Genomic DNA, 24,959 nt, shown 5'->3' with positions numbered 1-24,959 from the left:
TCGCCATTCGTGCCACTACCCACCAAAATCGATCTTGGTGGGATGGACCGTGCGGTCATCGAGTGGTGGCAGGCAAACAACGTGTTCAACCGGAGTCTGGAGCAGACTGCCGACGGTCCGCCGTGGGTGTTCTACGAGGGTCCGCCCACCGCCAACGGCACGCCGGGCACCCACCACATCGAGGCGAGGGTCTTCAAGGACCTGTTCCCCCGGTACCGGACGATGCGGGGCTTCTCGGTGCCACGCCGTGCCGGGTGGGACTGCCACGGCCTGCCCGTTGAGCTCGCGGTGGAAAAGGAACTGGGGCTCAGCGGCAAGCCCGACATCGAGAAGATGGGCGTCGCGGAGTTCAACGCCCTGTGCCGCACCTCGGTGCTGCGGCACGTGGACGAGTTCGTCCAGCTCAGCGAGCGGATGGGTTACTGGATCGACCTGGAGCACCCGTACCAGACCATGTCCCCGGAGTACGTGGACAGCGTCTGGTGGTCACTGAAGCAGATCCACGACGGCGGGCGACTGGTGGAGGACTTCCGGGTCGCTCCGTACTGCACCCGCGACGGCACGACCCTGTCCGACCACGAGGTGGCGCAGGGGTACGAGACCGTCACCGACCCCTCCGTGTACGTGCGGTTTCCGTTGCGCGGGGAAGTGGCCGGTCACAGCGGTGTCGACCTGCTGATCTGGACCACCACCCCGTGGACCCTGGTATCCAACACCGCCGTCGCCGTACACCCCACTGTGACGTACGCCCTGGCCCGCACCGAGCGGGGCACGTTCGTCGTCGCCGAACCGCTGACCCGGCGGGTCCTCGGCGAGGAGGCGGAAATCCTGGCGACCGTACCGGGGTCGGCCCTTGAGGGTCTGCGGTACGAGCGGCCGTTCGACCTGGTGGACATCCCGGACGCGCACCGGGTGGTCCTCGCGGAGTACGTCACGACCGAGGACGGCACCGGCCTGGTGCACCAGGCGCCGGCCTTCGGCGCGGACGACCTCGCGGTCTGCCGCGCGTACGGGTTGCCGCTGGTGAACCCGGTCGCCCCGAACGGGAGGTTCAACGACGGCATCGACCTGGTCGGTGGGGTGTTCTTCAAGGACGCCGACGCGTTGCTCATCGACCGCCTCAAGAGGTCTGGTCGGTTGTTCCGGCACGAGCCGTTCGAACACCCCTACCCGCACTGCTGGCGGTGCCACACCCCGCTGATGTACTACGCGCAGCCGTCCTGGTACATCCGGACGACCGAGGTCCGCGACGAGCTGACGCGGGAGAACGAGAACACCAACTGGTTCCCGGAGCACATCAAACACGGCCGCTACGGCGACTGGCTGAAGAACAACATCGACTGGGCGGTGTCCCGCTCCCGGTACTGGGGTACCCCGCTGCCGCTCTGGCGATGCCCGGACAACCACATCACCGCTGTTGGTTCCCGTACCGAGCTCGGGGAGCTGGCCGGCGCCGACGTGTCCGAGCTGGATCCGCACCGCCCGTACGTCGACGAGATCACCTTCGCCTGCCCGGACTGCGGCCAGGTCGCCGCCCGGGTCCCCGAGGTGATCGACGCCTGGTACGACTCCGGGGCGATGCCGTTCGCCTCGTTGGGCTACCCCCACGTGCCGGGCAGCAGGGAGATCTTCGAGCGAACCTACCCGGCCCAGTACATCTGCGAGGCGATTGATCAGACGCGGGGGTGGTTCTACACGCTGATGGCGGTGGGCACGCTGGTCTTCGACCGGTCCCCGTACGAGAACGTCGTCTGCCTCGGGCACATCCTGGCCGAGGACGGCCGCAAGATGAGCAAGCACCTGGGCAACATCCTGCTGCCGATCCCGTTGATGGACACGCACGGCGCCGACGCGGTGCGCTGGTTCATGGCCTGCTCCGGCTCACCGTGGTCGCCGCGCCGGATCGGGCCCGGCCCACTCGACGAGATCGTCCGCAAGGTGTTGATGACCTACTGGAACACCGCGGCGTTCTTCTCCCTGTACGCGGCGAACTCGACGTGGGCGCCGCACCTGGCGCAGCCGGTCGCCCAGCGACCGGTGTTGGACCGGTGGATCGTCGGCGAGGTCCACGCCCTCGCGGCCGCCGTCGACGAACGGATGCAGAACTACGACACGGCGCGCGCCGGCCGACTGCTCGCCGACTTCATCGACGACCTGTCGAACTGGTACGTACGGCGGTCGCGGCAGCGTTTCTGGGAGGGCGATCCCAACGCCCTCACCACCCTGTACGAGTGCCTCGACATCCTCACCCGGCTACTGGCGCCGTTCATCCCCTTCGTCACGGAGGAGGTGTGGCAGCAGGTCGTCCGGCGCGGTGCCGAGTCGGCCCCCGAGTCGGTGCACCTGGCGACCTGGCCCACAGCCGACACGACAGTGATCAGCACGGAGTTGTCGTCCCAGGTGGCCACGGCGCGGGCATTGGCCGAGGCGGGCCGGTCCGCGCGTAAGGCGAGCGGCCTGCGGATCCGCCAGCCGTTGAGCCGGGCGCTCGTGGGTCTGCCGGCCGGCACCGTCCTCCCGCAGGCGTTGCTGGACGACATCGGCGACGAGTTGAACGTCAAGGTCCTCCAGCCGCTCGATGCCCAGAGCGGGGTCATCGACGTGCAGGTCAAAGCCAACTTCCGGACCCTGGGCCGCCGGTTCGGCAACCGCACCCAGCACGTCGCGAAGGCAATCGCCGGCGTGACCCCCCGGGACCTGGTCGACGGCGTCCGGGCGAACGGGACGTACCCACTGTCGGTCGACGGCGCGCAGGTCGAGGTGGGCCTGGACGACATCCTGATCACGGAGGTGCCGCGCACCGGTTGGGTAGTGGAGTCCCAGCGCGGCGCGACGATCGCGTTGGACACCGAGATCACCCCCGAACTGGCGGCCGAGGGCGTCGCACGGGACGTCGTCCGCATCATCCAGCAGGCCCGCCGCGACGCCGACTTCGAGGTCTCCGACCGGATCACGGTGTCGATCGCCGCCCCCGCGGACGTCGCGGCGGCGATCTCCACGCATCAGAAGCTCATCGCGCACGAGACCCTCGCGCTCCAACTGACGGTCGTGGACACGTTGTCGGAGGGGTTCCCCGGCACCGTGGGCGACGGTCAGGACATCGTCGTGCACGTCGTGCGGGCCTGAGCGGGCGACCGTAACCGGCGCGGGTGCGCGGCGCAGTCGGCCGCGCACCCGCTACCGCCCGGCGGCGAGGTGGGTCAGTTCTTAACCACCGACGGAGCGGTCTCAGCGGAGTGCGGCGGACGCAGCACCGGCACCAGCAGCAGGGTCGGCAGCAGCAACAGCGGCACCGCCAGCAGCGCGCGTAGGGTGCCGACCTCGTCGCCGACCAGCCCCAGCAACGGCGGGCCACCGAGGAACGCGGTGTAGCCGATCACCGCGACCACGCTCACCCGCACCGCCGCGTGCGCCTCGTCGTCGGCCGCCGCGCTCATCCCGACGGGGAAGCCCAGCGACGCACCCAGGCCCCACAGCGCGACGCCGATGACGGCCACCGGCCCGGAGCCCGCCAGCACGGCCAGGCCGGCGCCGACCACGGCAAGGCCGATGGTGCCGCTGAGCACCGGCACCCGACCCCACCGGTCCAACGCGATGGTGCCGACAGTGCGGCCGACGGTCATGCCGACCACGAAGACCGCGAAGACCGCCGCGCCGGCGGCCTCGCTCAAATCCCGTCCATCAATGAACGCCACGGCCAGCCAGTCGTTGGCGGCACCCTCGGTGAACGCCGCCACCAGCACGAACAGGCCGATCAGCAGGGTGCGCGGCTCCCGCCAGGCGGCGAGTTGCGCTCGGCGACGGGCGGCCGGGGTGGCGTCCGCCGGGTCGCCGGTGTGGTCGCTGCCCACGGGCAGGAACGTCCGGGCGGCGAGCGCGGTGCCGGCCAACACGACCACCGCCACCGCGACGAGATGCGCGCCGACCGACACGTCGAACCGGGCCGCCCCGGCGCCGAGCGCCGCTCCGGCCACCGAACCGAGACTCCACCCAGCGTGGAACCGGGGCATGATCGTGCGGCCCAGCCGCCGTTCCACCGCCGCGCCCTCGACGTTCATCGCCACGTCGCAGGCGCCGGAGCCGTAGCCGAGAGCGACCAGTCCCAGGGCGACGATGGCGAACGACCCGGTCATCGTGGCGCCCAACCCCGCCACGGTCAGGCCGACCGCGACCAGGACTGTGGCCATCGTGACGGTGCGGGCGGCACCGAACCGCTGGGCGAGCAGGCCGGAGGTGGGCATGGCGAGCAGCGCGCCGACGCTCATCGCCAGCAACAGCAACCCGAGTCGGCCGGCGGAGAGGTCCAACGCCTCCCGGACGGCCGGGACGCGGGAGAACCAACTGCCGACGGCCAGCCCGTTGAGGGTGAAGGTGACGGCGACGCCGTTGCGGGCGAGCCGCACCGCCCGCAGGGTCGGCGAGGCGTTGTCCGGGGCTACGGGTCGACTGGTGGGGGCGCTCACGAGGGTGGGTCCTCTTTCTCGGGGTGATCTCCTGGCACGATCGCACACCTGAGAGCGCTACCACCACAACCGGGAACCGCCCCTTACCGCTGCTGGTCCGGCCGGGGCATGATGTGAGCAGGCGTTGGTCCGACCGGACGGGCCGCCGCAGGAGGCGACGATGACGACAGCGGCACACCGACCGGCCACTCTCGAGGACGTGGCCCGGGTCGCCGGGGTGTCCCGGTCCACGGCGTCGCGGGTGATCGCCGGCACCGGGTTCGCCTCGCCGGCCGCCCGGAAACAGGTCACGGCAGCCGTCGACCAGCTCGGCTACGTGCCCAATCCGGCTGCCCGGGCGCTGGTCCGCGGCGGCGGCGTACGCCTGGTCGTGGCCGTCCAGGGGACCAGCGCGGCGGTGCTGGACGATCCGTACGTGCACCAGGTGGTCGGCTCGGCCGCCCGGGTGTGCACGCCCGCCGGTGTCGGTGTGGCACTGTACTGGCTGCCGTTCGGCGACCCCCGCAGCCTCGACCAACTCGACGGGGATCGCAGCGTGTGCGGGGTGATCCTGGTCAACACGACCGAGGAACTGCTGGAGGCGGTGCCCCGGTCGCTACGCGGTCGGGTGGTCTCGATCGGCGTCGGCTCGGCGACAGTGCCATCATTCGACGTCGACAACGCCGCCGGCTCCGAGGAGGTGCTGCGCCATCTGTACGCCTCGGGTCGCCGCCGGATCGCCATGGTGACCGGCCCCCGCTGGCTGCCCTGCGCGCAACGCCCGGTGCGGACGTACCGCCGGCTCATGGCCGAGGCTGGCCTACCGGAGCGGATACTGCCCGGGGACTTCCGGGCGGCCCGCGGCCGTACGGCGGCCGGCGAGGCGCTCAACCGCTGGCCGGACATCGACGCGATCTACGCGAGCAGCGACGACACCGCGCTCGGCGTGATCGCGGGCCTGCGGGACGCCGGTGCGCGGGTGCCCGGCGACGTCGCGGTGGCCGGCTTCGACGACATTCCGTTGGCCGGGATGACCGCCCCGGCGCTGACCACGGCGAGTCATCCGGTGGGGCGGATCGCCGTCGCCGCGGCCACCGCCCTGCTGGATGGGCGCCCGGCGGCTCCGGTGACCCTCTTCCCGTCCGCCCTGGTGGCGCGGGCCAGCGCCTGAGTCGACGCTCGATCGAACACGCCGACGGTTAACCCCGCACGGGCCGGGTAACCGCGTTGGACCTTTCGTCCACCGCGAGGAGCGCCGACCCGTGTCCGACTCCGCGCCGTCGCACTGGGACCCGGCGCCGAGCCCCCGGGACGGCCGGTTGACCGCCCGCCGCCACCCGCCGGTGGCGCCGGGCCGCACCGGGCTGGTGCCGATGGCCGGCCCCGATGGCGGCCGGCTGGCCCTGGGGTACGCCCCAGAGCCCGCCAGCGACGGTTCGGCCTACCGGTTGGTGCTGCTCCTGCACGGTGCGGGCGGCTCGGCGCGACAGGGGCTGGACCTGCTCTTGCCGGTCGCGGACGCGCAGCACCTGCTGCTGGTCGCCCCGGACTCGTCAGCGGCCAGTTGGGACCTGATCGCCGGCGGCTTCGGGGCGGACGTGGGGCGCATCGACGGGCTGTTGGCGACCGTCTTCGACACCTACCCGGTGGCCGACGTGACGGTCGGCGGCTTCTCCGACGGCGCCTCGTACGCGCTGTCGCTGGGCCTGGCGAACGGGGATCTGGTCGACGCGGTGCTGGCCTTCTCCCCCGGTTTCGCCGCGCCACCGGTCACCCACGGTCGGCCACGGATCTTCATCTCGCACGGCGTCGACGACCGGGTGTTGCCCATCGACGTGTGTAGCCGTCGCCTCGTTCCCCACCTTCACGACCTCGGCTATGACGTGACCTACCAGGAGTTCCCCGGCGGCCACGAGATCCCCGCCCCGATCCGCGATTCCGCCATCGTCTGGCTCACCGCCCATCCCCCACGGGCAGGGAACCACAGTTGAGCGGTGCGGACGTCAAACCGGCGGAAGGCCCAGGGCGTCGTCGACGCGGGCGAGGACGGCGGCGTCGTCCTCCGGGTTGACGCCGCGCAGTAGGTCGATGGCCGTGGCCCGGACCTGACCGATGATCATCACTAGGGGCAGGGTCTGCGTGGGACCGAAGAGCTGCCCGGCGGCGTGTACCGCTGCCAACGCCGACTCGTCGGCCCGGGTGGCGTGTCGGTCGGCGGTCTCCTCCTGCCCGTTCAGGTCGGCGGCGAGGGCGGCACCGGCCTGACGGACCGCCTCGGCCAGTGACCGCAGGGCGGCACCCAGCTCAGGCGGGGCCGCAGTGTGCAGCCGGCTGAGGGTCACGCCCGCACGGGCCAGCACCCGGACGTTACGGACCGCGTAGTCGATCTGGCGGATCGACTCGTCCACCGAACGCAGCCGACCGATGTGCCGACGTCGACGGACGTTGAGCCGCAGCGCCTCACCGGCGGCCAGCACACCGTCGCGCAGTCCGTCCACCCGGGCGTCCATCCCCCGCGCCTGCCGCAGCGCGGCGACCGCCGCCGGCTCGTCGCGGTCGTCCAACGCGTCGGCGATCCCGCCGAGCAGCCCGGCCAACTCGTCGAAGGTCCGCCGCACCTCGGCGACCAGCGGCGCGAGGGGATGCCGGGCGTCGACCAGCAGGCTGGCCGCGAGGGCGACCGCGCCGCCGACCAGCGCGTCGACGAAGCGGAACGGCACCAACGAGCCGTCCGGCGGTGCGACCACCACCAGGTAGAGCGCGGAGACCGCCGCCTGAACCAGCGTCACGCCGGTGGCGCCGAAGGCCACCGCGAGGAGGACTGTGAGCAGGATGACGGTGAACACCGTCCAGGTGCTGCCCGGGCCGAGCGCCTGCACCACCAGGTCCGCGACGAGCACCCCGGCGGCGACCCCGAGGACGACCTCGACGGCCCGGCGGATGCGCTGCCCCCGGGCCTGCCCGAGGACGATCAGCGCGGCGGCCGGCGCGAAGAAGGGCTGCGGGTGCCCGAGCAACCGGGTCGCCAGCAGCCAGGCCACGGTCGCCGAGACGGTCGCCTCCAGCACCGGCCGCCAGCCGTGCCGCAACCGCCCGCCGGCCGTCCGCAGGCCGCTGAACCGCACCATCGCCCAACCTCCCCCACCCACCCACCCACGCCGCCCGGCCCGCCGCCCCGACCCCGACCCCGACCCGCAGCCCCGGCCCCGGCCCCGGCCCCGGCCCCGGCCCCAGCTCACCACACCCACCACCAGCTCACGCCGGCACACCGCCAGCTCACCGCAGCACCCTGTCCGCTCCCCCTTTGGAGCTGATGCCGTAGACGAATCAGGCGCGATGTCGCAAACGGTTCAGCTCCACAGGGCCGGCCCACGACACCATGCCGGCGGCCCACGGCATCAGGCGCGATGTCGCAAACGGTTCAGCTCCAAAGGGCCGGCCCACGACACCAAGCCGGCGGCCCACGGCATCTCGGGGCGATCGTCTCCCATCACGCGGCGGACCTGATCACCGGGCTGCTCGCGACCCGCCCGGGTGCCAGCGCGCAGACGGGCCCGCACCCAGCCAGGCCCGCACACCGTCGGGTCCGCACGCAGCCGGGCCCACACACCGTCAGGCCCACACCGTCAGGCCCACACCGTCAGGCCTGACGGCCCGCTCGCCGACCGGCGCCGGCCGGGTCAGCTTCCGGTGAGGGCGCGTAGCAGCGTACGGACGGCGGCGCTCAGGTCGGCCCGGCTGGCCGCGGTGCCGGGCGGTGGGGCGCTGAGCGCGCCCGCGCCGGCCAGCCGGTCGAAGAGCAGCCCGTCCACGAACGCCACGAACTGGTCGCCCTGCCGGTCGGGGTCGGTGGCCCCGGCCCGGGTCAGCAGATCCCGGGCCTGCACCCGCAGGCCGGTGCCGTGTTGCAGGATGCCGCGCAGCTCGGGCCGGTGCACCGCCTCCAGCAGGCAGGCGTAGCGGGCGAGGCTTCGGCTGCGTCCGGTGCTCAGCCAGCGGTCGAGCACCTCGGCGACACCGCCCGCGAGGGCGTCGAGGTCGCCGCTGTCGAGCCGGGGGGCAGGCGTCGGGGGTGGCGGGCCGGTCGGCAGGTCGTACGCGGCCAGGTCGGCCCGGTCCCGTTCGGCGAGCCGTCCGACGACTGCCTCGATCAGCGCCTGTCGGGTCCGCAGGTACGCCGAGGTGGTGCCCGGCGGCATTCCGGCGCGGCCGTCGACCGCCCGGTGGGTCAGGGCTCGCATGCCACCGTCGGCGATCAGTTCGATGGCCGCGTCGGTCAGTGTCGCGATCCGGTTCTCCCGCGCCGTCATGGCACTCCTCCCTTCTGGTGGTCCGGAGGTAGTATCACTCTTCTACAGGTGTAGAAGGAGGATCGACATGGACGACTCACACGCGGTGGTGGTGGGCGCCGGCATCGGCGGGTTGAGCGCGGCGCTCGCCCTGCACCGGCAGGGGTGGCGGGTCACCGTGCTGGAGCGCGCCCCCGAAATGCGCGAGGTCGGCGCCGGCCTGAGTCTGATGGCCAACGCCGTGCGCGCGCTGGACGCCCTCGGCCTCGGCCCGGCCCTGCGCCGGGGTGGACACGGTGAGGCACCCGGTGGGATTCGCGACCGGCACGGGCGATGGTTGTCCCGGGTGGACGCCTCGGAGATGATCCGGCAGCTGGGCACCACGGCGCTCGGCGTGCACCGGGCCACGCTGCACCGCATCCTGCGCGAGGCCCTGCCGGCGTCGTCCCTGCACACAAACGCCGTGGTGGCGCACGTCGAGTCCGGCCCGTACCACGCCGAGGTGCGCTACCAGGGGCCGGACGGCCCCCACACTCTCACCGCCGATCTGGTGGTCGGTGCCGACGGCCTTCGTAGCCGGGTGCGCGCCCAGCTCTGGCCGCACCACCCCGGCCCGGTGTACGCCGGATCGACGACGTGGCGGGCGGCAATCGCCTTTCCCGATCCGATCCCGGCCGCCATCACCTGGGGGCCGGGAGCCGAGTTCGGCATGGTGCCGATCGGCGACGGTCAGCTCTACTGGTACGGCGCGCTGAACGCCCCGCCCGGCGGCCACGCCCCCGACGAGCTGGCAGCCGTGCGGGAGCGCTTCGGCGACTGGCACGACCCCATCCCGGCGCTTCTCGCGGCAACCCCACCCGACGTCGTGCTGCGCAACGACATCAACTACCTGGCCGAGCCGCTGCCCTCGTACGTCCGGGGCCGGGTGGCGCTGCTCGGCGACGCCGCCCACCCGATGACACCCAACCTCGGGCAGGGCGCCGGGCAGGCCATCGAGGACGCGGTGGTGCTCGGAACGGTCTGCGCCAGCGGCGCCACGGGAGTGCCGGCCGCCCTGGCCGCATACGACGAGCAGCGTCGACCACGCAGTCAGTCCATTGCCCGCGCCTCCTACGTCGCCGGCCGGTTCGGACAGCAGCTGCACAACCCAATTGCCCTCACGATGCGCACCATCGCGTTGCGGCTCACCCCGGGCCGGGTCGCCCTGCGCAGCATGGCCCGTTACGCGGACTGGCGACCACCGGCGGGCTGAGCTGGCCCAGCGATCCGGCCGGTGGCCAGGGCGGCGTACTCCGCCGAGGCGAGGAACTCGGTCAACACCTCCACGGTGCCCGGCGTCCACTGACGACCGTCGAGCACCTTGGCGCCGGGGACGAAGAGCATCGCCGCGCCCTCGCCGAGCACCACGTCCTCCTGCCGGGCCCTGGTGCTGCCGAGGAAGTAGTGCTTCTCCCGGGCCAGCTCGGGCAGCGATTGCACGGCGACCGGTTGCAGTGGACCGTCGGCGCGCAGGCCGGTCTCCTCCAACAACTCCCGCTCGGCGGTCTGCTCCGGCGTCTCCCCCGGCTCGCCGTGGCCGCCGGGCAGCCCCCACACGTTCGGGTGGTGCGTCGCGTCGCCGTCGCGCAGTTGCAACAGCAGCTGCCCGTCGGGATCTACCAGCAGGACGCACGCGACAATTCTCATCGGACCAGACTACGGCCGACGAGGAACCGTCGTTGCCCCAAAGCTCCAGAATAGTCATTCGGGTCCTCGTGGGGGCCAATCAAAGACGACAGCGCGCCGGTACAATCGGCGACTTCGTTGTGACCGATCGCTGACTGCTGATAGTGAAAGCGATCACACACACTGACCCCATGAACAGGAGAGTCAACCGCGGTAGGGCACTCCGCGTCGCGGTGTGCCTCGTTCTTCTCGCCGCGCTGAGCGGCTGCATGCAGCTCAACATGGGGTTGACCGTCAACGCCGACGACACGGTCGACGGGCAGCTCCTGCTGACGGCCCAGAAGTCCGTGCTGAGCGGTCGTAACAAGAACCTGCCGGTCGCCTTCGCCGAGCTGCGGCAGAACATCCCCGCCCTACCGGCGGGCGAGGAAACCCTTTACCAGGACGACACTTTCTACGGTTCCCAGATCAGTTACCGCAAGGCGCCGCTGGCCGGTTTCGACACCGAGAGCGTGAAACTGGTCAGGGATGGCGATCTCTACCGCTTCACGCTGCCGCTGGATCCGAAGAAATATGGCGGAAAGGTTGCGGAGCAGAATCCGCAAAACCAACAGGCGTTCCTCAAGCTCATGTCGTTCGAGATCTCGGTGACATTTCCCGGACGGGTGATCGACAGCAACGGCACCGTCAACGGCCGTTCGGTCAGTTGGAAGGTCGATCCCAACCAGGAGAAGCCAGCCGAACTGCGGGCGGTGGCCGAGGCGCCACCTCGACCGTCCACCTCGCCGGTTGCCGCCGGCGAGGAGGACGACGGCGGATTCCCCTGGCTGCTGGTCGTCGGCGGTGTCCTCCTCCTGCTGCTGCTCGCCGCGGTGGGCGTACTCCTGGTGCGCCGCCGTCACCCCGCGGCGCCGGTGGCGCCCGGTCCGACCCCGCCGCCGGGCCCGCCCGCCGGCGCCCCGGGGCCTGGCTGATCCATCTGGTGGCCGGCTCAGCCGGCCACGCCCGGCTCCGGCCGCCCCCGGAAACGACGGCGACCGGCCCCGGTGCTCCCCGTGGGGGGCACCGGACCTCACCACCACCACATCCCGGTCGCACCATCGCAGAAGGGGGATCGTCATGAACGATCTCTTCACCTGGGCAGCCCTGGGGACCATCGCCGGCGCGAGCGCCGCCACCCTGCTGGCCACCAACGTCATCGGCGGGCTGATCGGCCCGAGCGGCGACAAACTCCGCAAGTGGATCGCCATCGCCATCGCGCTGCTGCTGTCCTACCTGACAGCGGCGTTCGCCGACGACGCCGGCGCCGAGAAGTGGATCATCGCGTTCTTCAACGCGCTGGTCATCTTCTCCGCCGCGCTCGGCGTCAACCAGTTCCCGCCCGGCAACCGACAGGCGACGCCGACCCAGGTCGCGAGCGGTCGTGAGCCCCGAGTCTTCCGTTCCTGGGTCTGAGGGGTGTCGTCATGGTCTTCGGAATTCTCAGCGCAGCCATCCAGGTCGGCTTCGCCGCCCTGCTCGGCTTCCTCGCCGGTGGCTCGATCGGGCTGCTGATCAGCGCCGTCGTGGGCCTGGTGGTCGGCGCGGTCTTCGGCTGGTCGGTGGCCTCCGCCGGGGTGTACGGCTCGGATGCCCGCGGCATCTTCCTCTTCGTCGTCGACCACACCTGGAGTCTGCTCAACACTGTCGTCGGCGCCATCTACCTGACCGTGCACCTGATCTTCGGGCACTCACTGGACCGGCCCACGTCACTGAACAGCGGTCGGGTCAGCGTGGTGGAGGGGGTCTCGCCCCGTTACGCCACCACCATCGGCACCGTCTGCGCCGGCTCCAGCTCCGGCATCCAGCGGCACGAGGACGTGCACATCTTCCAGGGTCGCCTGCTCGGGCCGCTCTACATCCCCCTCGTCCTGGCCAACTACGTCCTGTTCACCATCGCGCCGGTGTGGCTGCTCTACCACGACCACACCAACGCGCCGATCAACCGCTTCACCCGATACTTCGAGATCGGCGTCTACCCGCACGTGTGGAACGAGGCCATCGCGTACCGGATCCAGGGGACGCCGCCGCGATGACCACCCACGGGCGCGGACCGATCGAGACCGCCACCGCCGAGTTGGTCGCCTGGGTGACCAGCGCGGCGGGGCAACCGGTCCCGGTCGGTCCGCCCCGCGCGTGCGACGACGCCGACGGACTCACCCTCTGGCCGATGGACCTGCGCCCTGCCCGGCAGACCCGCTCCAGCGGCGCGGTCCGCGAACCGTACCGGTTCACTGTCCGCCACCTGCTCTGCGTCACCGGTCCGGCCGGGTTGCCCCGGCTGGACCGGGTGCTCACCGCCGCGACCAGCGACGGCAACTACCCGGTCGTGCTGGAGGCCGGCGACCCACCACTGTGGACGGCGTTCGGTACGGCGCCCCGCCCGGCGCTGCTGATCGACGTGGCGGCACAGGTGGACCACCCGACTCCGGCCGCGCCGCCGGTGCTGCAACCGCTGCGGTTGCGGCAACTCGACGTGCGCAGCCTCGGTGGGCGGGTGATCGGCCCCCAGGAGCAGCCACTGGCCGCGATGCGGGTCGAGCTGCCCGCCACCGGGGCCGCCACCCACACCGACACCGAGGGCCGGTTCCTGATCGTCGGCGTTCCGCATGACCCCGAGCACCCGAGCCCGGTCCGGCTGCGGCTGACCGGACGCGGGCTCGTCCTCACCGCCGACGTCGACCCGACCGAGGACGACATCGTCATCGTCTGCGCGCCACCGACCCACTGACACCCACAGGCACAGGAGGACCGATGCCCAGTTACTTCTCCCCCGGCATCTACGTCGAGGAGGTCCCCAGCGGCGCCCGACCGATCGGGCCGGCGAGCACCAGCATCGCCGCCTTCGTCGGCGTCGCCCCGGACCGCTCCGCCCACCTGGGCAAGGCGGTGCCGGTCAACAACTGGACGGAGTTCCTGCGGCTCTTCGCCGGTGGGGAGCGGGTGGAGAGCACCCCGCTGGCTCGCGCGGTCTTCGGCTTCCTGGACAACGGGGGCGCGCGCTGCTGGGTGGTCAACGTCGGCGAGGGTGGCGCGATCACCGGCTCCGGGCAGCGGCGCGGTGGTCTGCAACTGCTGGAGGCCGTCGACGAGATCTCCATCATCGCCGCGCCCGGTTTCCACGACGTGGTGTCCCACGAGGCGCTGCTCAGCATGGCCGAGCGCACCCGCACCATGGTCGCGATCTGCGACCCGGCACCGGACATCGACGACATCTCCGCGTTGACCCGGGTGGCCACCCCGTCCTCCGGCAAACCGCCCAAGCCCGCCGAGGGTACGGGAGGCGGCGCGGCCGGCGGTCCCGGCGGCAGCGCGGCCCAGCCGGGCGGCTCCGGCGGCCACGAGGGGGCCGCCTACCGGCCGCGACAGTCCGAGTTCGGCGCGTTCTACTACCCCTGGCTACGGGTACGCGACCCGATCAGCGGCGAACTGGAACTCACCCCGCCGAGCGGGCACCTGGCCGGCATCTGGGCCCGCACCGATGCCCTGCGCGGGGTGCACAAGGCACCGGCCAACGAGCCGGTACGCGGGGCCGTCGACCTGGGCTACCTGGTCACCCGACCGGAACACGACGTGCTCAATCCCAAGGGCGTCAACGTGATCCGCTACTTCGCCGGTGAGGGCATCCGCGTCTGGGGCGCCCGTACGCTCGCCGCCGAAGCCAGCGAGTGGCGCTACCTCAACGTCCGACGCCTCAGCATCGCCATCGAGCAGGCAATCGCCAACGGCACCCGGTGGATGGTGTTCGAGCCCAACGACTTCACCCTCTGGCGTTCGATCCGACGCGACATCGGGGCGTTCCTCACCCGGGTGTGGCGCGACGGCGCGCTGCTGGGGCGCAGCCCGGAGGAGGCGTTCTTCGTCAAGTGCGACGAGGAGACCAACCCGCCGGACGTCCGCGACGCGGGCATGGTGATCGCCCACATCGGCATCGCGGTCGTCAAGCCCGCCGAATTCGTGGTGTTCAAGCTGAGCCAGTGGGCCGGCGGCACCGAGACCGAGACGATCGGAGGCTGACATGCCCACCACCGCCACCCCGCAACCCGGGGCCCCGGTCGACCCGTACCGGGCCTACAACTTCCGACTGCTCATCAACGGCGTCACCAACGGCCACTTCACCGAGATGACCGGGTTGGAGGTGAACATCCCCGGGCAGCCATACCGGGAGCACGGCCTGGGTCGGATGCGGATGGTGCCCGGTCAGGCCGAGTACGAGCCGGTGACGCTGCACTTCGGCCTCACCGCCTCCCGAGAGTTGTGGGACTGGGTGAACGCCACCGCCCAGGGCACCCTCAACCGGCGCAACGTCTCGGTGGTGCTGCTCGACTCGGTCGGGACGGCCGAGGTGCTGCGCTGGAACCTGATCGACGCCTGGCCCACCCGGTGGCGCGGGGCACACCTCAACACCCTCAGCCACGAGATCGCCATCGCCTCGCTGACCCTGCGCTACGAGGGCCTGGAGCTGGAGACCGGCGGTGCCACCGCGCCGACGCCCGCGTAGCTGGCTGGCCGGCCGGTTGCGCTCGGCGGCCGGGGCGGCGCAGCGCCTCGCCGGGCGGGTCGAGCCCGCTGGCCAGCTTCCACCGTCGACGCAGACGCCCGTGGTGGCCCCACGCCGCTTCGGGGAGCCTCCGCGGCACTGGCTGGACCTGGTCGCCGCCCACGCGCCCGGCCTGCTGCATGACCTGGACCTCGACCCTTCCCCGACCGGCATCGCCGAGGTCGGGGCCCACAGCGACGGGCAGGGCGGATCCACCGGTCGGGTCGACGCCGACGGTGCGGACCCGGCCGCGAACGCCAGGCCCGACGGGTCCGGCAGGTCCAGCAGGTCCAGCAGGTCCAGCAGGTCCAGCACGTCCGGCAGGTCCGACGGGTCCAGCAGGTCCAGCAGATCCGGCAGGCTCGGCAACGAGGGGGACGCGGGTGGTTCCGGTGCGAGCGGGACGCCTTCGTCCGGCTCGGACCTGACAACCCCGCCGGCCGGATCCACCCGGCCGGACGCGTCGCGCCCGCCGGCCGGATCCACCTGGCCGGTGAGACCGAGCGCGGAGGTGCCCCCGGAACGGCGGACGACCCGGCTCGACACCACGAACCCGGACACCACGAACCCCGACACCACAGCCCTCGACCCCGCGGCCGCCGACGCGAGCGAGCTGCCCCGGGCGGATGGACCCCGACAGCCGATCCCCTCCATGGTCTTCGGGCAGCACAGTTCGCCGAGCGGCCGCCCGCACCGGGCGGAGGCCGAAGTCACCCGAACCACCTCACACCCGCCCCTGGAAGCTCTGTGGTCCGGCGAGGTCGACCACTGGCGTTCCGCCGACTCGTCTCCCGTACGACCCACCGCCGACCGGCTCTCCGGTGGTCGCGACGGGTTCCGGGGCGACGGGGACGGTCAGCCCTCCCCCAGGGAGGACCCGAGCGGTCACCTGCGTGGCGATGCACCCAGCGCGGCCCGGTCGCCGGGAGTGGACGCGGTGGTCGCGCACCGCCCTGTGAGCGGGTCGAACCGGGACGGGATCGACCCGGCCTGGACCGGCTACACGGCGACGAGCGCCGGGAACCCGTCGACCTCTGCGCGCGGCGACCTGGATCGCCTCGCTGACGGTGGCCCCTGGCTGGCCCTGCCCGGCGAACCGGCGCGACCCCGGCCACCGGCCGCGCCGCGCGACGCCGGTACGGGAACGGCCAGCGGCGGACGAGCGCCCGGCATTGACGGGCCGCCGCCCAGCGCGGTGGCGCGGAGCGTCGACCCGTGGCCGGCTCTGCCCGACGACACCGCGCTGTGGTCTGTCGCCGGCACGGCGGTGGACACCGCCCAGCTGACCCGACTGGACCGGGAACAGGCGGCTGACTGATGGAACGCGTCGCCTTCCTCATCGACTCCTCAGGCGTTCGGGTGGACTGCCTGCTCAACCCGGAGACCGTGCAGGTGACCCGGCTCGCCGGCGTACGCCAACGGGGTGCCGGCGGCGGGCAGCTCACCGGGGCCGGTCTGGCCGACGACCCGCTGGTCTTCACCGGCGGTGGCCGTACCGAGCTGGTGCTGGACCTGCTCTTCGACGTCGACTTCGTGGAGGCGCAACTGCGTCCGGCCGACGTCCGGGTGCTCACCCGTCCGCTGTGGATGCTGGCGGAGAACTCCACGGCCGAGCATGGTTGGCTGCGACCGCCGTTGGTCCGGTTGGTCTGGGGCAAGACCTGGAACGTGCCGGGTGTGATCATCGCGGTGGCGGAACGGTTCGACGCGTTCACCGGCACCGGGTCGCCACGCCGGTCCTGGCTGCGGCTGAAGCTGGTCCGCGCCGCCGAGACGGCCGATCAGGCCGAGGCCGGCTTCGCCGAGGAGTTGGCCGCCGCGAGCACCCCGACCGCCGCGCCGGGCAGCGCGGTGATCGCCGCCGGTGACGGCGCGGCCGAGCCGAGTCGCTCCGGTGTGCGTTTCGACCTGCTGGCCAACGACGCGCTGGGCTCGCCGCTGCGCTGGCGGCTGCTGGCCGACCACAACCGGATCACCGATCCGTTGGCCGTGCCGGCCGGCACCACCCTCGCCGTCCCACCACCCGGCGCGCCGAGCGGTGGATCGGTGGTGGGTGCGGTGACCGGCGCCGCGCGGGCGCTGGCCGGCGCGGCGGGTGCCGGCGCGTCGTTCGTCGGGGCCTCGATCGCCACCGCGCCCGCCGCCTGGGGCCCGTCGGGCCCCACGGCCACCAGCACCAACCCGGGGGGTACGCCATGACCAGCGTCGCGCCCCGGGCGTTGATCGTCCTGCTGGACGGCGCCGAGCTGGTCGGCGCGGCTCGTCAGCGCGTCCGCTCAGTGCGGGTCGCGGCCCGGCTCGACCAGCCCACCCAGGCCGAGCTGGTGCTCGCCACCTCCGCCGGGACCGGCGCGTTCGACCCGGCGGTACGCCCCGGGACGGCGCTCGACGTACGGCTCGCCGACCACGCGGACGCCCTGTTCACCGGTGAGGTCACCTGCGTCGAGGTGGAGTACGCCGCCGACGGGGCGGCGGTGCTGCGGCTGCGGGCGTACGACCCGCTGCACCGGCTGCGTAAGCGGCAGGGGTTGCGGGTCTTCACCTCGGTGACCGCCGTCGAGCTGGCCCGGGAGCTGTGCGGCGCGGTGGGGCTGACGGTCGACGCCGAGGTCGACGGCCCTCGGTTGGAGCGGCTGCTTCAGCACCGGCACAGTGATCTGGAGCTGCTGCGCGAGGTGACCGGCCGGGCCGGGCTGCACCTGGCCGCCGACGGGGACACGGTCCGGCTGGTCACCCTCGCCGGCTACGGGGAGCCGGTCGCGTTGGCGCTCGGCGCGGGGGTGCACACGGTGCGCCTGTCCATGAACACCGACCAGGCCAGCGGTGCCAGCGCGGCCCTGGGCTGGCATCCGCAGCGGGCCGAGGTGATCAGCCAGCAGGTCGACGCGGCCCGCTGCGGGCGGCCCGCCGACGACCGCCCGGATTCGGCGGACGTGGGCGCCGACGGCGTTCGTACCGCCGTGAACCAGCCCGGCCGCAGCGACGACGAGTTGGCGGCGCTGGCCCAGGCCCGGCTGGACACCCGGGCGGCGGCGCTGGTCACGGCCGAGGGGGTGGCCGAGGGCGATCCGGCGTTACGGCCGGGACGTCGCGTCGACCTCGGCGGGGTGCCCGACCCGGTCGCCGGGACGTACGTGCTGACCGAGGTGGTGCACACGGTGGACGGCAACGGGCACCTGACCCGTTTCTCCACGGTGCCGCCGGCCACCCCGACAACCCCGACCGGCGGCGCGGTGGTCACCCTCGGCAACGTCACCGACGTCGCCGACCCGGACGGGCTGGGCCGGGTCCGGTTGACCCTGCCGGCGTACGGGGACCTCGACGCCGGCTGGCTCGCCGTGCTCTGCCCCGGCGCCGGGCCGGGCAAGGGTCTGGTGGCGCTGCCCGATCCGGGCGACACCGTGCTGGTGGTGCTGCCGGGCGGCGAGCCGGCCTCGGGCATCGTGCTCGGTTCGCTGTTCGGCGCCGTCGAGCCGTACGACGCGGGCATCGACGACGGAAAGGCCCGCCGCTGGACGATGCGCACCGCCGGCGGGCAGTCGATCGTCGTCGACGACGTGCGGCGCAGCCTGCGGCTGGGCACCCAGGGAGGCAGCTTCCTGGAGCTGACCCCCGACCTGGCCACCCTGCACGCGGCGTCCGACCTGGTGATCTCCGCACCCGGCCGGGCCATGGTGGTGCGCGCCCGCAGCGTGGACTTCCTGCACGCCGAATCGACCGAGGACCCGACCACCGCGGCGGAGCAGGCCCGTTCGCTCGCCCGCGCCCACCATGAAGGAGGCGGCTGATGCGCTGGATCCACAGTGACTCCGTGATCACCTGCGATCACGACGGCCGGGTCGAGAACCGACCCTCGCGGCACTGGGTGACCGTCACCGGTGTGCCCGTGCTCGTCGACGACGACCCGGAGGGACGCAAGATAGTCGCCTGCCCGAACTACGGCCCGACCATCAAGCCGTGCACGACGACGCTGACCGTCCGGGTCGGCTACAGCGACTGGGTCCGCGTCGACGGGCACCGGGTGGTGCTGTCGCACCTGGAGGGGTTCACCAACGGCACACCGCCAGGGTTGGTCAAGCACACGGTGCGCGACCCCCGCCAGCAGTTCCTGGGGGCGGACCGATGAGGGCCTTCCGCTTCGTCGGCGCCGGCTTCGACGCCGGTCGCGCCGGCGGGTTGGCGCTCACCGCGGCCGGCGGCCTGGCGATGACCGAGGGCGACGAGAGCGTCCGGCAGGCGCTGTTCCTGCTCCTGTCGACCACGCCGGGCGAGCGGCTGATGCGACCCGGGTACGGCTCCCGGCTGCACCGGTTGATCTTCGCGCCCAACGACGACACCACTGCTGGTCTGGCCATCCACTACGTCCGGCAGGCCATCGCCCGCTGGGAGCCCCGCGTCGAGGTGATCGACGTGGACGCCGGGCCGGACCCGGACGACGCGTGGCGGTTGGTGATCCGGTTGGACTACCGGGTGCGGGCCAGCCTGACACCCGGGCAACTGGTCTTCTCAGTGGATCTACTCCCGGTCGACGAGCCCGCCCAGGGAGGAGCGTCATGACGCTGCCCGTGCCGCACCTGGACGATCGCGGCTTCCTCGACCTGGTCACCGAGGCCCGGGAACGGATCCGGCAGTCCTGCCCAGCGTGGACCGACCTGTCGGCGCACGACCCCGGCATGGCGCTGGTGGAGACGTTCGCGCACCTCACCGAGGTGATGATCTACCGTTTGAACCAGTTGCCGGAGAAGGCGTACGTCTCCTTCCTGAACCTGCTCGGGGTCACCCGGCACGCGCCGACGGCGGCCTGGGCGGACGTCCGGTTCACCCGTACCGGCACCGACCGCGGCGCGGTCCGGATCCCGGCCGGGCTGCGGGTCGCCGCGGCCCGGGGCGCGGACCCCCGGCCGGTCGTTTTCGTCACCACCGAGCCGACGTCGCTGCCCGCCGACGAGACGTCGGTGACGGTACGGATGCACCACTGCGAACCGGTCGAGGCGGAGCTGCTCGGGGTGGGCACCGGCCAGCCGGGGCAGGTGCTGCGCGCGGCGCACGCGCCTCTGACACACACCGCCGAGGCGCTGGACCTGCTGCTCGGGGTGGAGGTGCCGGCCGGCACCGTCGAGCTCGGCGCGGCGGCCCGCGAGCACGACGGTCGCACGTTCGAGATCTGGCAGCCGGTGGACAGCTTCGCCGGGCTCGGCCCGCAGGCCAAGGCGTACCTGGTCGACCGGTGCTCCGGCACTGTCATCTTCGCCCCGGCCCTCGACCTGCGACCCCCCGCCGGGGCGACCCCGCCCGGCGAGGTCACCGCCGACGCGACCGCACCGACGAGCACCGTGCCGCCGGTGACCGTCGCGGCGGTGCCGCCGGCCGGACGGCAGATCCGGCTCTGGTACCGCGCCGGTGGCGGGCCCACCGGCAACGTGGCGGCGGGCACGCTGACCAGCCTGCGTGACCCACTACCGGGGGTACGCGTGGACAACCCCGCCCCGGCGGCCGGCGGTCGGGACATGGAGGCGCTCGAGTCGGTGCTGCTGCGCGGCCCGTACGAGTTCTTCGCCCAGCAGCGGGCGGTCACCGCCCGCGACTTTGAGGTCCTCGCGACCAGCTCCGGCGCGGTTGCTCGGGCGCGGGCGTTCACCCGCGCGGCGGTGTACAGCTTCGCCCGGCCGGGCGAGGTCGAGGTGGTGCTGGTGCCGTACGTGCCCGAGGCGGCCCGACCGGGCGGTCGGCTGCCGGTGGCGGTGCTGCGCGAGCACGAGGTGCCCGAGGCCCGGCACCGGGTCGAGGCGGACCTGGAGGAACGCCGGATGCTCGGCATCCGCTCCCGGGCCACCTGGGCGCGGTTCAAGGCGGTGTCCGTGCGGGCCCGGGTGGTGGTCCGCCGCGAGGAGGACGTGGACGCGGTCCGTCGCCGCATCCACGACCGGCTGCACCAGACGTTGAGTCCGCTGCCCACCGCGCTCAACCCGACCGGCTGGCCGTTCGGCGAGCCGCTGCGGGCGTCCAACGTGTACCGGCTGCTGGAGCACGCCGAGCCGGGGGTGCGCTACGTCGAGTCGGTGCGGTTCGTGGTCGACGAGGCCCCCGACGCCGGCGTCCGCGCCCTCGCCGTGGACCAGTACCAGCCGCGCACCTGGTACGCCGGGCGCGGCCCGGTGCTGTTCCGCTCCAGCAACGGCGGCGCGGGTTGGGAACCTGCCGGTCGCTTCGACGACGAGACGGTGCTGCGGGTGGCGCCCGCGCCCGCGCCGGTGCGGCCGGGCATCGTCGCGCGTCCCGGCTCGGTGGCAGTGGTGACGCTGCGCGCCTCGGGCGGCTCGCGGGTGCACCTGAGCACCGACCTGGGCGAGACGTGGTCGCTGCTCACCGACCTGGACTCGCGGATCTCCGACGTGGCCTGGCTGGACCGCGACGGCGCGGGCGCGCTGCTGGCCGCCACCGACACCGGCCTGTACGAGGTGTCGCTGCTGCCCGGGGCGGTGCCGTTGCAGATCCTGGTCGACCCGTCCGACGCCGACCGGGGCTTCTACGCGGTCCGCACGTTCGTCTCCGAGCGGGGCGCGCCGGGGGTGGCGGTGGCCGCGCAGGCCAGCTTCGGGGTGTACCTGTCGACCAGCGGCGGCCGACCCGGCAGCTTCACCCACGTCGGTCTGGCCAACGTGGACAACCGGGTCCTCGCCGTGCAGTACGACGGCCCGGCCACCCTGCTGTGGAGCGGCGCCGGCGAGCCGGATCCGAAGAAACCCGGCCAGGGCTGTCATCGCACCCGGCTGTTCGAGTCCGACGTGAAGTGGCAGTCGATGCAGGCGGGGTGGAGCGGCGGCACCTGCCGGGACCTCGCGTTCGCCGGTCAGCAGGCGGTGGCGGCCACGCAGAGCGGCGGGGTGCTGCGGCTGGACACCCTGGCCGCTCAGCCGCAGTGGCAGGCGGTGTCGGTCAACTGCGGGTTGCCGTTGCGGGACCGCACCCGGTTCGTGCCGGTCGACGCCATCGCGGTGAGCGGCCCGACGGCCGGGAGCGCCGCGCCCGGCACCGGCGCGGCGGAGCGGCTGATCCTGGCCAGCGGCGAACGCGGCGTGCACCGCAGCGCCGACGCCGTCACCTGGACGCCCAGCGCCAACCAGGCCACCGCCGACGTGGTGACAGTCCCCGATACCTGGCTGCTCTGCTCCGGCGAGCACGACATCGAGGTGGTGCGCCAGGATGCGACGTTCGGCGATTGAACGGCTGCTGCCCGCCGCCTATCAGCGGGCCTGCGTGCCGGGCAGCGTGCTCTGGGCGCTGCTGGACGTGATGGAGGGGCTGCACGCCCCGGACGAGGCGATCCTCGCCGAGGTGGACGCGCTGTTCGACCCGTACCGGGCGCCGGACGGGCTGGTCGTGCGGTTGACCCGCTGGGTGGCGATGGACCACGTGGTGGCCTCGCCCCGACCGGACACCCCGCTGCCGCTGCCGGTGGGTCGGCTGCGCGACCTGGTGGCCAACGCCGCCCTGCTGGCCCGATGGCGCGGCACCCCGTACGGGATGTGCCGGGCCCTGGAGCTGGCCACCGGGATGTCGGGCTTCGGCATCGACGAACCTGCCGACCAGCCGTTCCACGTCGTGGTGCGGGTGCCGGTCGCCGCCGCCGGTCAGCTCGCCGTGATCACCCGCATCGTCGAGGCGGAGAAACCCGCCTCGGCCACTGTCGAGATCGTCCTGGAAGAGGAGTCGTCATGACCACCGAGTGGGCGGTCGTCGCCGCCGCCGAGCAGTTCACAGTCGACCCGCGCAACAGCGGCGAGCTGACGTTCACCGTCTCCAACCCGGGCAACGCGCCGGACACCGTGGTGTTCGACGTGGCGCCCGGTGACGGCTCACAGCGGGCGTGGTTCACCGTCACCGAACCCCAACGGGTGGTACCCGGCCAGGGCTCGGTGTCGTTCCTGGTCAAGCTCGCCGTGCCGGCCGGCACCCCGCCTCGGCGCTACGACATGACCGGGTTCGCGTACTCGGCGAACACCGCGCCGGAGGAGAGTTCCCGCTCCAGCGGCCGGGTCACGTACGAGGTGCGGGCGGTCGCTCCGCCACGGCGTACCCCGTGGTTGTGGATCGCCGCCGCGGCGGCGTTGGTGCTGGTGGTGGTCGCCGTGGGGGTGGTGTTGCTGACCCGCGACGGCGAGCCGGCCCCCGGCGAGCCGCGGGTGGTCACCGTCGAGGCGGAGAGCCTGGTGCCAGGGGCGGTGGTGGACTCCCCGGCGAAGAACGGGGCGAAGGTGGAGGCGCAACCCAACTGCTGCGGAGTGACCTGGTCCGGCGACAGGCAGCTGTTCTTCCAAGGGCTTGCCATCGGCGACAAGGTCACCGTGACGGTGCAGATCCCGGCCGACGGCACCTGGCGTTTCGCAGCGGTACGCACCACCTCCCTCGACTACGCCAACACCGTCTTCGCCATCGACGGCAACCAGGTCGGCGGCACGTTCCTCGGTTTCACGCCGACAGTGCGCAAGACGGAGTTCCTGGACGTCGGCACGGTCCAGCTCGCCAAGGGCCCCCACCAGGTCACGCTTCTGGTGGTTGGTAAGACGCAGGGCACCAACCGCTACTTCGCGGGCGTCGACGAGATCCGGTTCACCGAGATCGTGGCGAAGGCCGTGGCGCGATGAGTGGTCGGCAGAAGGCGCTGCTGGGGCTGTTCGCCGTCCTGCTGGTGGCGCTGTTCGTGGTCGCGGTCAGCACGGGTCGCAACCAGCCGGGTGATCCGGAGGCCCGGCACGGGTTGGTCGAGCGGTTGGGCGCCCTGGGCGGCGAGCGTTCCGCCGTGGATCCGGCGACGGTCAGCGCCGACTGCGCCGACGACGCAGGGCGGCTGACGTTCTCCGGCAGCTGCGTGGTGCGGATCGCGGACCCCGGCGGGCTGCACACCCTGATGCTGCGCAGCGCGGCGCGGTTCACAGTTGTCGCCCGGGCGCCCGGCGACGCCGACCTCACCATCCGCGACGAGGTCGAGCCGGCGGCGGACGGCACCGGCGCGGTGGCGAAGATCGCCGTCGACCAGGCCACCGAGGTGGGCCTGGTCTGCCCCGGCCTGGGCGGCTGCACTGTCGTCGTGGCCACGTCCTGACCCGACCCGGGCTGAGAGGAAGGTGCCGCCGTGGGTGACCTGCGCAAGCCGTTCCTGCTGCTGGCCATGCTCGCCATCGTCCTGGCGATCGGGGTGGAGCTCGGTGCCGGGCTGCTGCTCGGCGGCGCCGACGCCGGCGCGGCCCTCGCCGACACCGCCGGGGCGCTGGACGTGGAGATCGACGACGTGTCAGGGGTCAGCGAACCGTCCGGCCGGGGCACCGGCTACCTGGCGCTGGTCGACGCCGTGGCGGTCTGGAGCACCGGGCTGTTCTGCCTGGGCCTGCTGCTGCCCGAGCGCGTCCAGGGTCGGGTGCAGGGCGTCGCCAGCCTGATCTTCTCGATCATCCTGATCATCGTCGGGCTGGTCGCGCTGGTCGTCGCGTTCGTGGAGCTGTCCATCATGGTGTCGCTGTTCCTGGCCGTCCCGTTCGGCACGCTGGCGTACCTGGCGCTGTGGGGGTTCTTCCCGGTCGGCGAGGCGGCGGTGCTGCTCGGGCTGGTGCTGCTGCTCAAGCTGGTGTGGGCCGGGATGCTGGTGCTGGCCCAGCCGCGTTTCCTGCAGAACAAGGGTCTCGTCCTGCTGATCCTCACCACGCTGCTGTGCACCGTCGTGCTGGAGTTCCTGCACAACCTGGTGCCGGTGATCCTGGTCAGCATCGTCGACGACGTGGCGGCGTTGGTCTTCGCGATCATCGCGATCGTCTGGGGGCTGGTGCTGTTGATCGGCTCGATCCCGGCGATCGTCAAGGCCGTCCGAGTAACCGCAGCCCTACCGACCCGCACCAGCTCCTCGCCCCGTTGATCATGAAGTTGTTGCCACTCCGCCCGGCGTGTCGTGGCAATAACTTCATGGTCAACGAGGGGTGTTCGGGCTCGGAG

General features: G+C 72.6%; 24 protein-coding genes. 20 read left to right on the top strand and 4 right to left on the bottom strand.

The window, feature by feature from the left end; translation table 11 throughout:
- Positions 1 to 9 precede the first annotated feature (9 nt).
- Complete coding sequence (gene ileS / locus NIE111_RS21885; RefSeq protein ID WP_372488387.1) at positions 10 to 3,126, top strand: isoleucine--tRNA ligase; 3,117 nt, start codon at positions 10 to 12, stop codon at positions 3,124 to 3,126.
- Positions 3,127 to 3,200: 74 nt separating this feature from the next.
- Here ileS and NIE111_RS21880 read toward each other — a convergent pair whose 3' ends face one another.
- Positions 3,201 to 4,463 carry an MFS transporter gene (locus NIE111_RS21880; protein WP_238686159.1) on the bottom strand — a complete coding sequence of 421 codons (1,263 nt, stop codon included), beginning with the start codon at positions 4,461 to 4,463 and terminating at the stop codon, positions 3,201 to 3,203.
- 160 nt (positions 4,464 to 4,623) lie between these two features.
- Between NIE111_RS21880 and NIE111_RS21875 the strand changes: the two genes are divergently transcribed.
- Together NIE111_RS21875 and NIE111_RS21870 are read left to right on the top strand one after the other, a co-directional pair.
- A complete protein-coding gene (locus NIE111_RS21875) occupies positions 4,624 to 5,613 on the top strand; it encodes a LacI family DNA-binding transcriptional regulator (RefSeq protein ID WP_238686158.1) in 990 nt (329 codons plus the stop codon).
- A gap of 91 nt (positions 5,614 to 5,704) precedes the next feature.
- Positions 5,705 to 6,433 (top strand): alpha/beta hydrolase, encoded by a 729-nt coding sequence (locus NIE111_RS21870; protein ID WP_238686157.1) that lies wholly within the window; start codon positions 5,705 to 5,707, stop codon positions 6,431 to 6,433.
- A gap of 12 nt (positions 6,434 to 6,445) precedes the next feature.
- On the opposite strand, the gene NIE111_RS21865 is transcribed toward NIE111_RS21870, so the two are convergent.
- Positions 6,446 to 7,570, bottom strand: a complete 1,125-nt coding sequence (locus tag NIE111_RS21865; protein WP_238686156.1) for an FUSC family protein — start codon at positions 7,568 to 7,570, stop codon at positions 6,446 to 6,448.
- Positions 7,571 to 8,122: 552 nt separating this feature from the next.
- On the bottom strand, positions 8,123 to 8,752 hold the full coding sequence (locus NIE111_RS21860; protein ID WP_238686155.1) for a TetR/AcrR family transcriptional regulator: 630 nt from the start codon (positions 8,750 to 8,752) through the stop codon (positions 8,123 to 8,125).
- 67 nt (positions 8,753 to 8,819) lie between these two features.
- Between NIE111_RS21860 and NIE111_RS21855 the strand changes: the two genes are divergently transcribed.
- The gene (locus NIE111_RS21855) at positions 8,820 to 9,983 is read left to right on the top strand and encodes an FAD-dependent oxidoreductase (RefSeq protein WP_238686154.1); all 1,164 of its coding nucleotides are present in this window, start codon (positions 8,820 to 8,822) and stop codon (positions 9,981 to 9,983) included.
- On the opposite strand, the gene NIE111_RS21850 is transcribed toward NIE111_RS21855, so the two are convergent.
- Complete coding sequence (locus NIE111_RS21850) at positions 9,953 to 10,417, bottom strand: NUDIX domain-containing protein (RefSeq protein ID WP_238686153.1); 465 nt, start codon at positions 10,415 to 10,417, stop codon at positions 9,953 to 9,955. The two genes, NIE111_RS21855 and NIE111_RS21850, sit on opposite strands and share 31 nt — an antisense overlap.
- Positions 10,418 to 10,587: 170 nt before the next feature.
- Here NIE111_RS21850 and NIE111_RS21845 point away from each other — a divergent pair, with 170 nt between their 5' ends.
- The 16 genes from NIE111_RS21845 (at position 10,588) to NIE111_RS21770 (ending at position 24,882) form a co-directional block, all read left to right on the top strand.
- Positions 10,588 to 11,370, top strand: a complete 783-nt coding sequence (locus NIE111_RS21845; protein ID WP_238686152.1) for an LppM family (lipo)protein — start codon at positions 10,588 to 10,590, stop codon at positions 11,368 to 11,370.
- A gap of 145 nt (positions 11,371 to 11,515) precedes the next feature.
- Positions 11,516 to 11,851, top strand: coding sequence for a hypothetical protein (locus NIE111_RS21840; protein WP_210787143.1), 336 nt, complete (start codon positions 11,516 to 11,518; stop codon positions 11,849 to 11,851).
- A gap of 11 nt (positions 11,852 to 11,862) precedes the next feature.
- Entirely contained in the window at positions 11,863 to 12,471 is a 609-nt protein-coding gene (locus NIE111_RS21835; protein WP_238686151.1) for a glycine zipper family protein, read from the top strand.
- Positions 12,468 to 13,166 carry a carboxypeptidase regulatory-like domain-containing protein gene (locus tag NIE111_RS21830; RefSeq protein WP_238686150.1) on the top strand — a complete coding sequence of 233 codons (699 nt, stop codon included), beginning with the start codon at positions 12,468 to 12,470 and terminating at the stop codon, positions 13,164 to 13,166. The genes NIE111_RS21835 and NIE111_RS21830 overlap by 4 nt, the downstream gene beginning before the upstream one ends.
- A gap of 23 nt (positions 13,167 to 13,189) precedes the next feature.
- The gene (locus NIE111_RS21825; RefSeq protein WP_238686149.1) at positions 13,190 to 14,452 is read left to right on the top strand and encodes a phage tail sheath family protein; all 1,263 of its coding nucleotides are present in this window, start codon (positions 13,190 to 13,192) and stop codon (positions 14,450 to 14,452) included.
- A 1-nt stretch (position 14,453) separates the two neighbouring features.
- On the top strand, positions 14,454 to 14,936 hold the full coding sequence (locus tag NIE111_RS21820; protein ID WP_030327509.1) for a phage tail protein: 483 nt from the start codon (positions 14,454 to 14,456) through the stop codon (positions 14,934 to 14,936).
- A complete protein-coding gene (locus NIE111_RS21815; protein WP_238686148.1) occupies positions 14,911 to 16,293 on the top strand; it encodes a hypothetical protein in 1,383 nt (460 codons plus the stop codon). Before NIE111_RS21820 ends, NIE111_RS21815 begins: the two co-directional genes overlap by 26 nt.
- Positions 16,293 to 17,174 (top strand): CIS tube protein, encoded by an 882-nt coding sequence (locus tag NIE111_RS21810; protein ID WP_238686147.1) that lies wholly within the window; start codon positions 16,293 to 16,295, stop codon positions 17,172 to 17,174. The genes NIE111_RS21815 and NIE111_RS21810 overlap by 1 nt, the downstream gene beginning before the upstream one ends.
- Positions 17,171 to 18,763 carry a contractile injection system protein, VgrG/Pvc8 family gene (locus NIE111_RS21805; RefSeq protein WP_238686146.1) on the top strand — a complete coding sequence of 531 codons (1,593 nt, stop codon included), beginning with the start codon at positions 17,171 to 17,173 and terminating at the stop codon, positions 18,761 to 18,763. The genes NIE111_RS21810 and NIE111_RS21805 overlap by 4 nt, the downstream gene beginning before the upstream one ends.
- Positions 18,763 to 19,101 carry a hypothetical protein gene (locus NIE111_RS21800; RefSeq protein WP_238686145.1) on the top strand — a complete coding sequence of 113 codons (339 nt, stop codon included), beginning with the start codon at positions 18,763 to 18,765 and terminating at the stop codon, positions 19,099 to 19,101. The genes NIE111_RS21805 and NIE111_RS21800 overlap by 1 nt, the downstream gene beginning before the upstream one ends.
- Positions 19,098 to 19,532 (top strand): GPW/gp25 family protein, encoded by a 435-nt coding sequence (locus NIE111_RS21795; RefSeq protein ID WP_238686144.1) that lies wholly within the window; start codon positions 19,098 to 19,100, stop codon positions 19,530 to 19,532. Before NIE111_RS21800 ends, NIE111_RS21795 begins: the two co-directional genes overlap by 4 nt.
- Complete coding sequence (locus NIE111_RS21790; protein ID WP_238686143.1) at positions 19,529 to 22,198, top strand: putative baseplate assembly protein; 2,670 nt, start codon at positions 19,529 to 19,531, stop codon at positions 22,196 to 22,198. Before NIE111_RS21795 ends, NIE111_RS21790 begins: the two co-directional genes overlap by 4 nt.
- The gene (locus NIE111_RS21785) at positions 22,179 to 22,694 is read left to right on the top strand and encodes a phage tail protein (protein ID WP_238686142.1); all 516 of its coding nucleotides are present in this window, start codon (positions 22,179 to 22,181) and stop codon (positions 22,692 to 22,694) included. The genes NIE111_RS21790 and NIE111_RS21785 overlap by 20 nt, the downstream gene beginning before the upstream one ends.
- Positions 22,691 to 23,620 carry a carbohydrate-binding protein gene (locus NIE111_RS21780; protein ID WP_238686141.1) on the top strand — a complete coding sequence of 310 codons (930 nt, stop codon included), beginning with the start codon at positions 22,691 to 22,693 and terminating at the stop codon, positions 23,618 to 23,620. Before NIE111_RS21785 ends, NIE111_RS21780 begins: the two co-directional genes overlap by 4 nt.
- Positions 23,617 to 24,078, top strand: coding sequence for a hypothetical protein (locus NIE111_RS21775; protein WP_238686140.1), 462 nt, complete (start codon positions 23,617 to 23,619; stop codon positions 24,076 to 24,078). Before NIE111_RS21780 ends, NIE111_RS21775 begins: the two co-directional genes overlap by 4 nt.
- A 30-nt stretch (positions 24,079 to 24,108) precedes the next feature.
- A complete protein-coding gene (locus NIE111_RS21770) occupies positions 24,109 to 24,882 on the top strand; it encodes a hypothetical protein (protein WP_238686139.1) in 774 nt (257 codons plus the stop codon).
- Positions 24,883 to 24,959 lie beyond the last annotated feature (77 nt).

The sequence above is a fragment of the Micromonospora hortensis genome (assembly GCF_022230935.1).
GTDB classification, from domain to species: domain Bacteria; phylum Actinomycetota; class Actinomycetes; order Mycobacteriales; family Micromonosporaceae; genus Micromonospora; species Micromonospora hortensis.
Note: the sequence above shows the minus strand (reverse complement) of the source record. Positions and strands in the feature narration are given on the sequence as shown.

What these genes read in the sequence shown, in the direction of transcription:
- NIE111_RS21875 (WP_238686158.1), top strand. Translation starts at nt 4,624, where the DNA reads ATGACGACAGCGGCACACCGACCGGCCACTCTCGAGGACGTGGCCCGG.
- NIE111_RS21865 (WP_238686156.1), bottom strand. Translation starts at nt 7,570, where the DNA reads ATGGTGCGGTTCAGCGGCCTGCGGACGGCCGGCGGGCGGTTGCGGCAC.
- NIE111_RS21860 (WP_238686155.1), bottom strand. Translation starts at nt 8,752, where the DNA reads ATGACGGCGCGGGAGAACCGGATCGCGACACTGACCGACGCGGCCATC.
- NIE111_RS21855 (WP_238686154.1), top strand. Translation starts at nt 8,820, where the DNA reads ATGGACGACTCACACGCGGTGGTGGTGGGCGCCGGCATCGGCGGGTTG.
- NIE111_RS21850 (WP_238686153.1), bottom strand. Translation starts at nt 10,417, where the DNA reads ATGAGAATTGTCGCGTGCGTCCTGCTGGTAGATCCCGACGGGCAGCTG.
- NIE111_RS21845 (WP_238686152.1), top strand. Translation starts at nt 10,588, where the DNA reads ATGAACAGGAGAGTCAACCGCGGTAGGGCACTCCGCGTCGCGGTGTGC.
- NIE111_RS21840 (WP_210787143.1), top strand. Translation starts at nt 11,516, where the DNA reads ATGAACGATCTCTTCACCTGGGCAGCCCTGGGGACCATCGCCGGCGCG.
- NIE111_RS21835 (WP_238686151.1), top strand. Translation starts at nt 11,863, where the DNA reads ATGGTCTTCGGAATTCTCAGCGCAGCCATCCAGGTCGGCTTCGCCGCC.
- NIE111_RS21830 (WP_238686150.1), top strand. Translation starts at nt 12,468, where the DNA reads ATGACCACCCACGGGCGCGGACCGATCGAGACCGCCACCGCCGAGTTG.
- NIE111_RS21825 (WP_238686149.1), top strand. Translation starts at nt 13,190, where the DNA reads ATGCCCAGTTACTTCTCCCCCGGCATCTACGTCGAGGAGGTCCCCAGC.
- NIE111_RS21820 (WP_030327509.1), top strand. Translation starts at nt 14,454, where the DNA reads ATGCCCACCACCGCCACCCCGCAACCCGGGGCCCCGGTCGACCCGTAC.
- NIE111_RS21810 (WP_238686147.1), top strand. Translation starts at nt 16,293, where the DNA reads ATGGAACGCGTCGCCTTCCTCATCGACTCCTCAGGCGTTCGGGTGGAC.
- NIE111_RS21805 (WP_238686146.1), top strand. Translation starts at nt 17,171, where the DNA reads ATGACCAGCGTCGCGCCCCGGGCGTTGATCGTCCTGCTGGACGGCGCC.
- NIE111_RS21800 (WP_238686145.1), top strand. Translation starts at nt 18,763, where the DNA reads ATGCGCTGGATCCACAGTGACTCCGTGATCACCTGCGATCACGACGGC.
- NIE111_RS21795 (WP_238686144.1), top strand. Translation starts at nt 19,098, where the DNA reads ATGAGGGCCTTCCGCTTCGTCGGCGCCGGCTTCGACGCCGGTCGCGCC.
- NIE111_RS21790 (WP_238686143.1), top strand. Translation starts at nt 19,529, where the DNA reads ATGACGCTGCCCGTGCCGCACCTGGACGATCGCGGCTTCCTCGACCTG.
- NIE111_RS21785 (WP_238686142.1), top strand. Translation starts at nt 22,179, where the DNA reads ATGCGACGTTCGGCGATTGAACGGCTGCTGCCCGCCGCCTATCAGCGG.
- NIE111_RS21780 (WP_238686141.1), top strand. Translation starts at nt 22,691, where the DNA reads ATGACCACCGAGTGGGCGGTCGTCGCCGCCGCCGAGCAGTTCACAGTC.
- NIE111_RS21775 (WP_238686140.1), top strand. Translation starts at nt 23,617, where the DNA reads ATGAGTGGTCGGCAGAAGGCGCTGCTGGGGCTGTTCGCCGTCCTGCTG.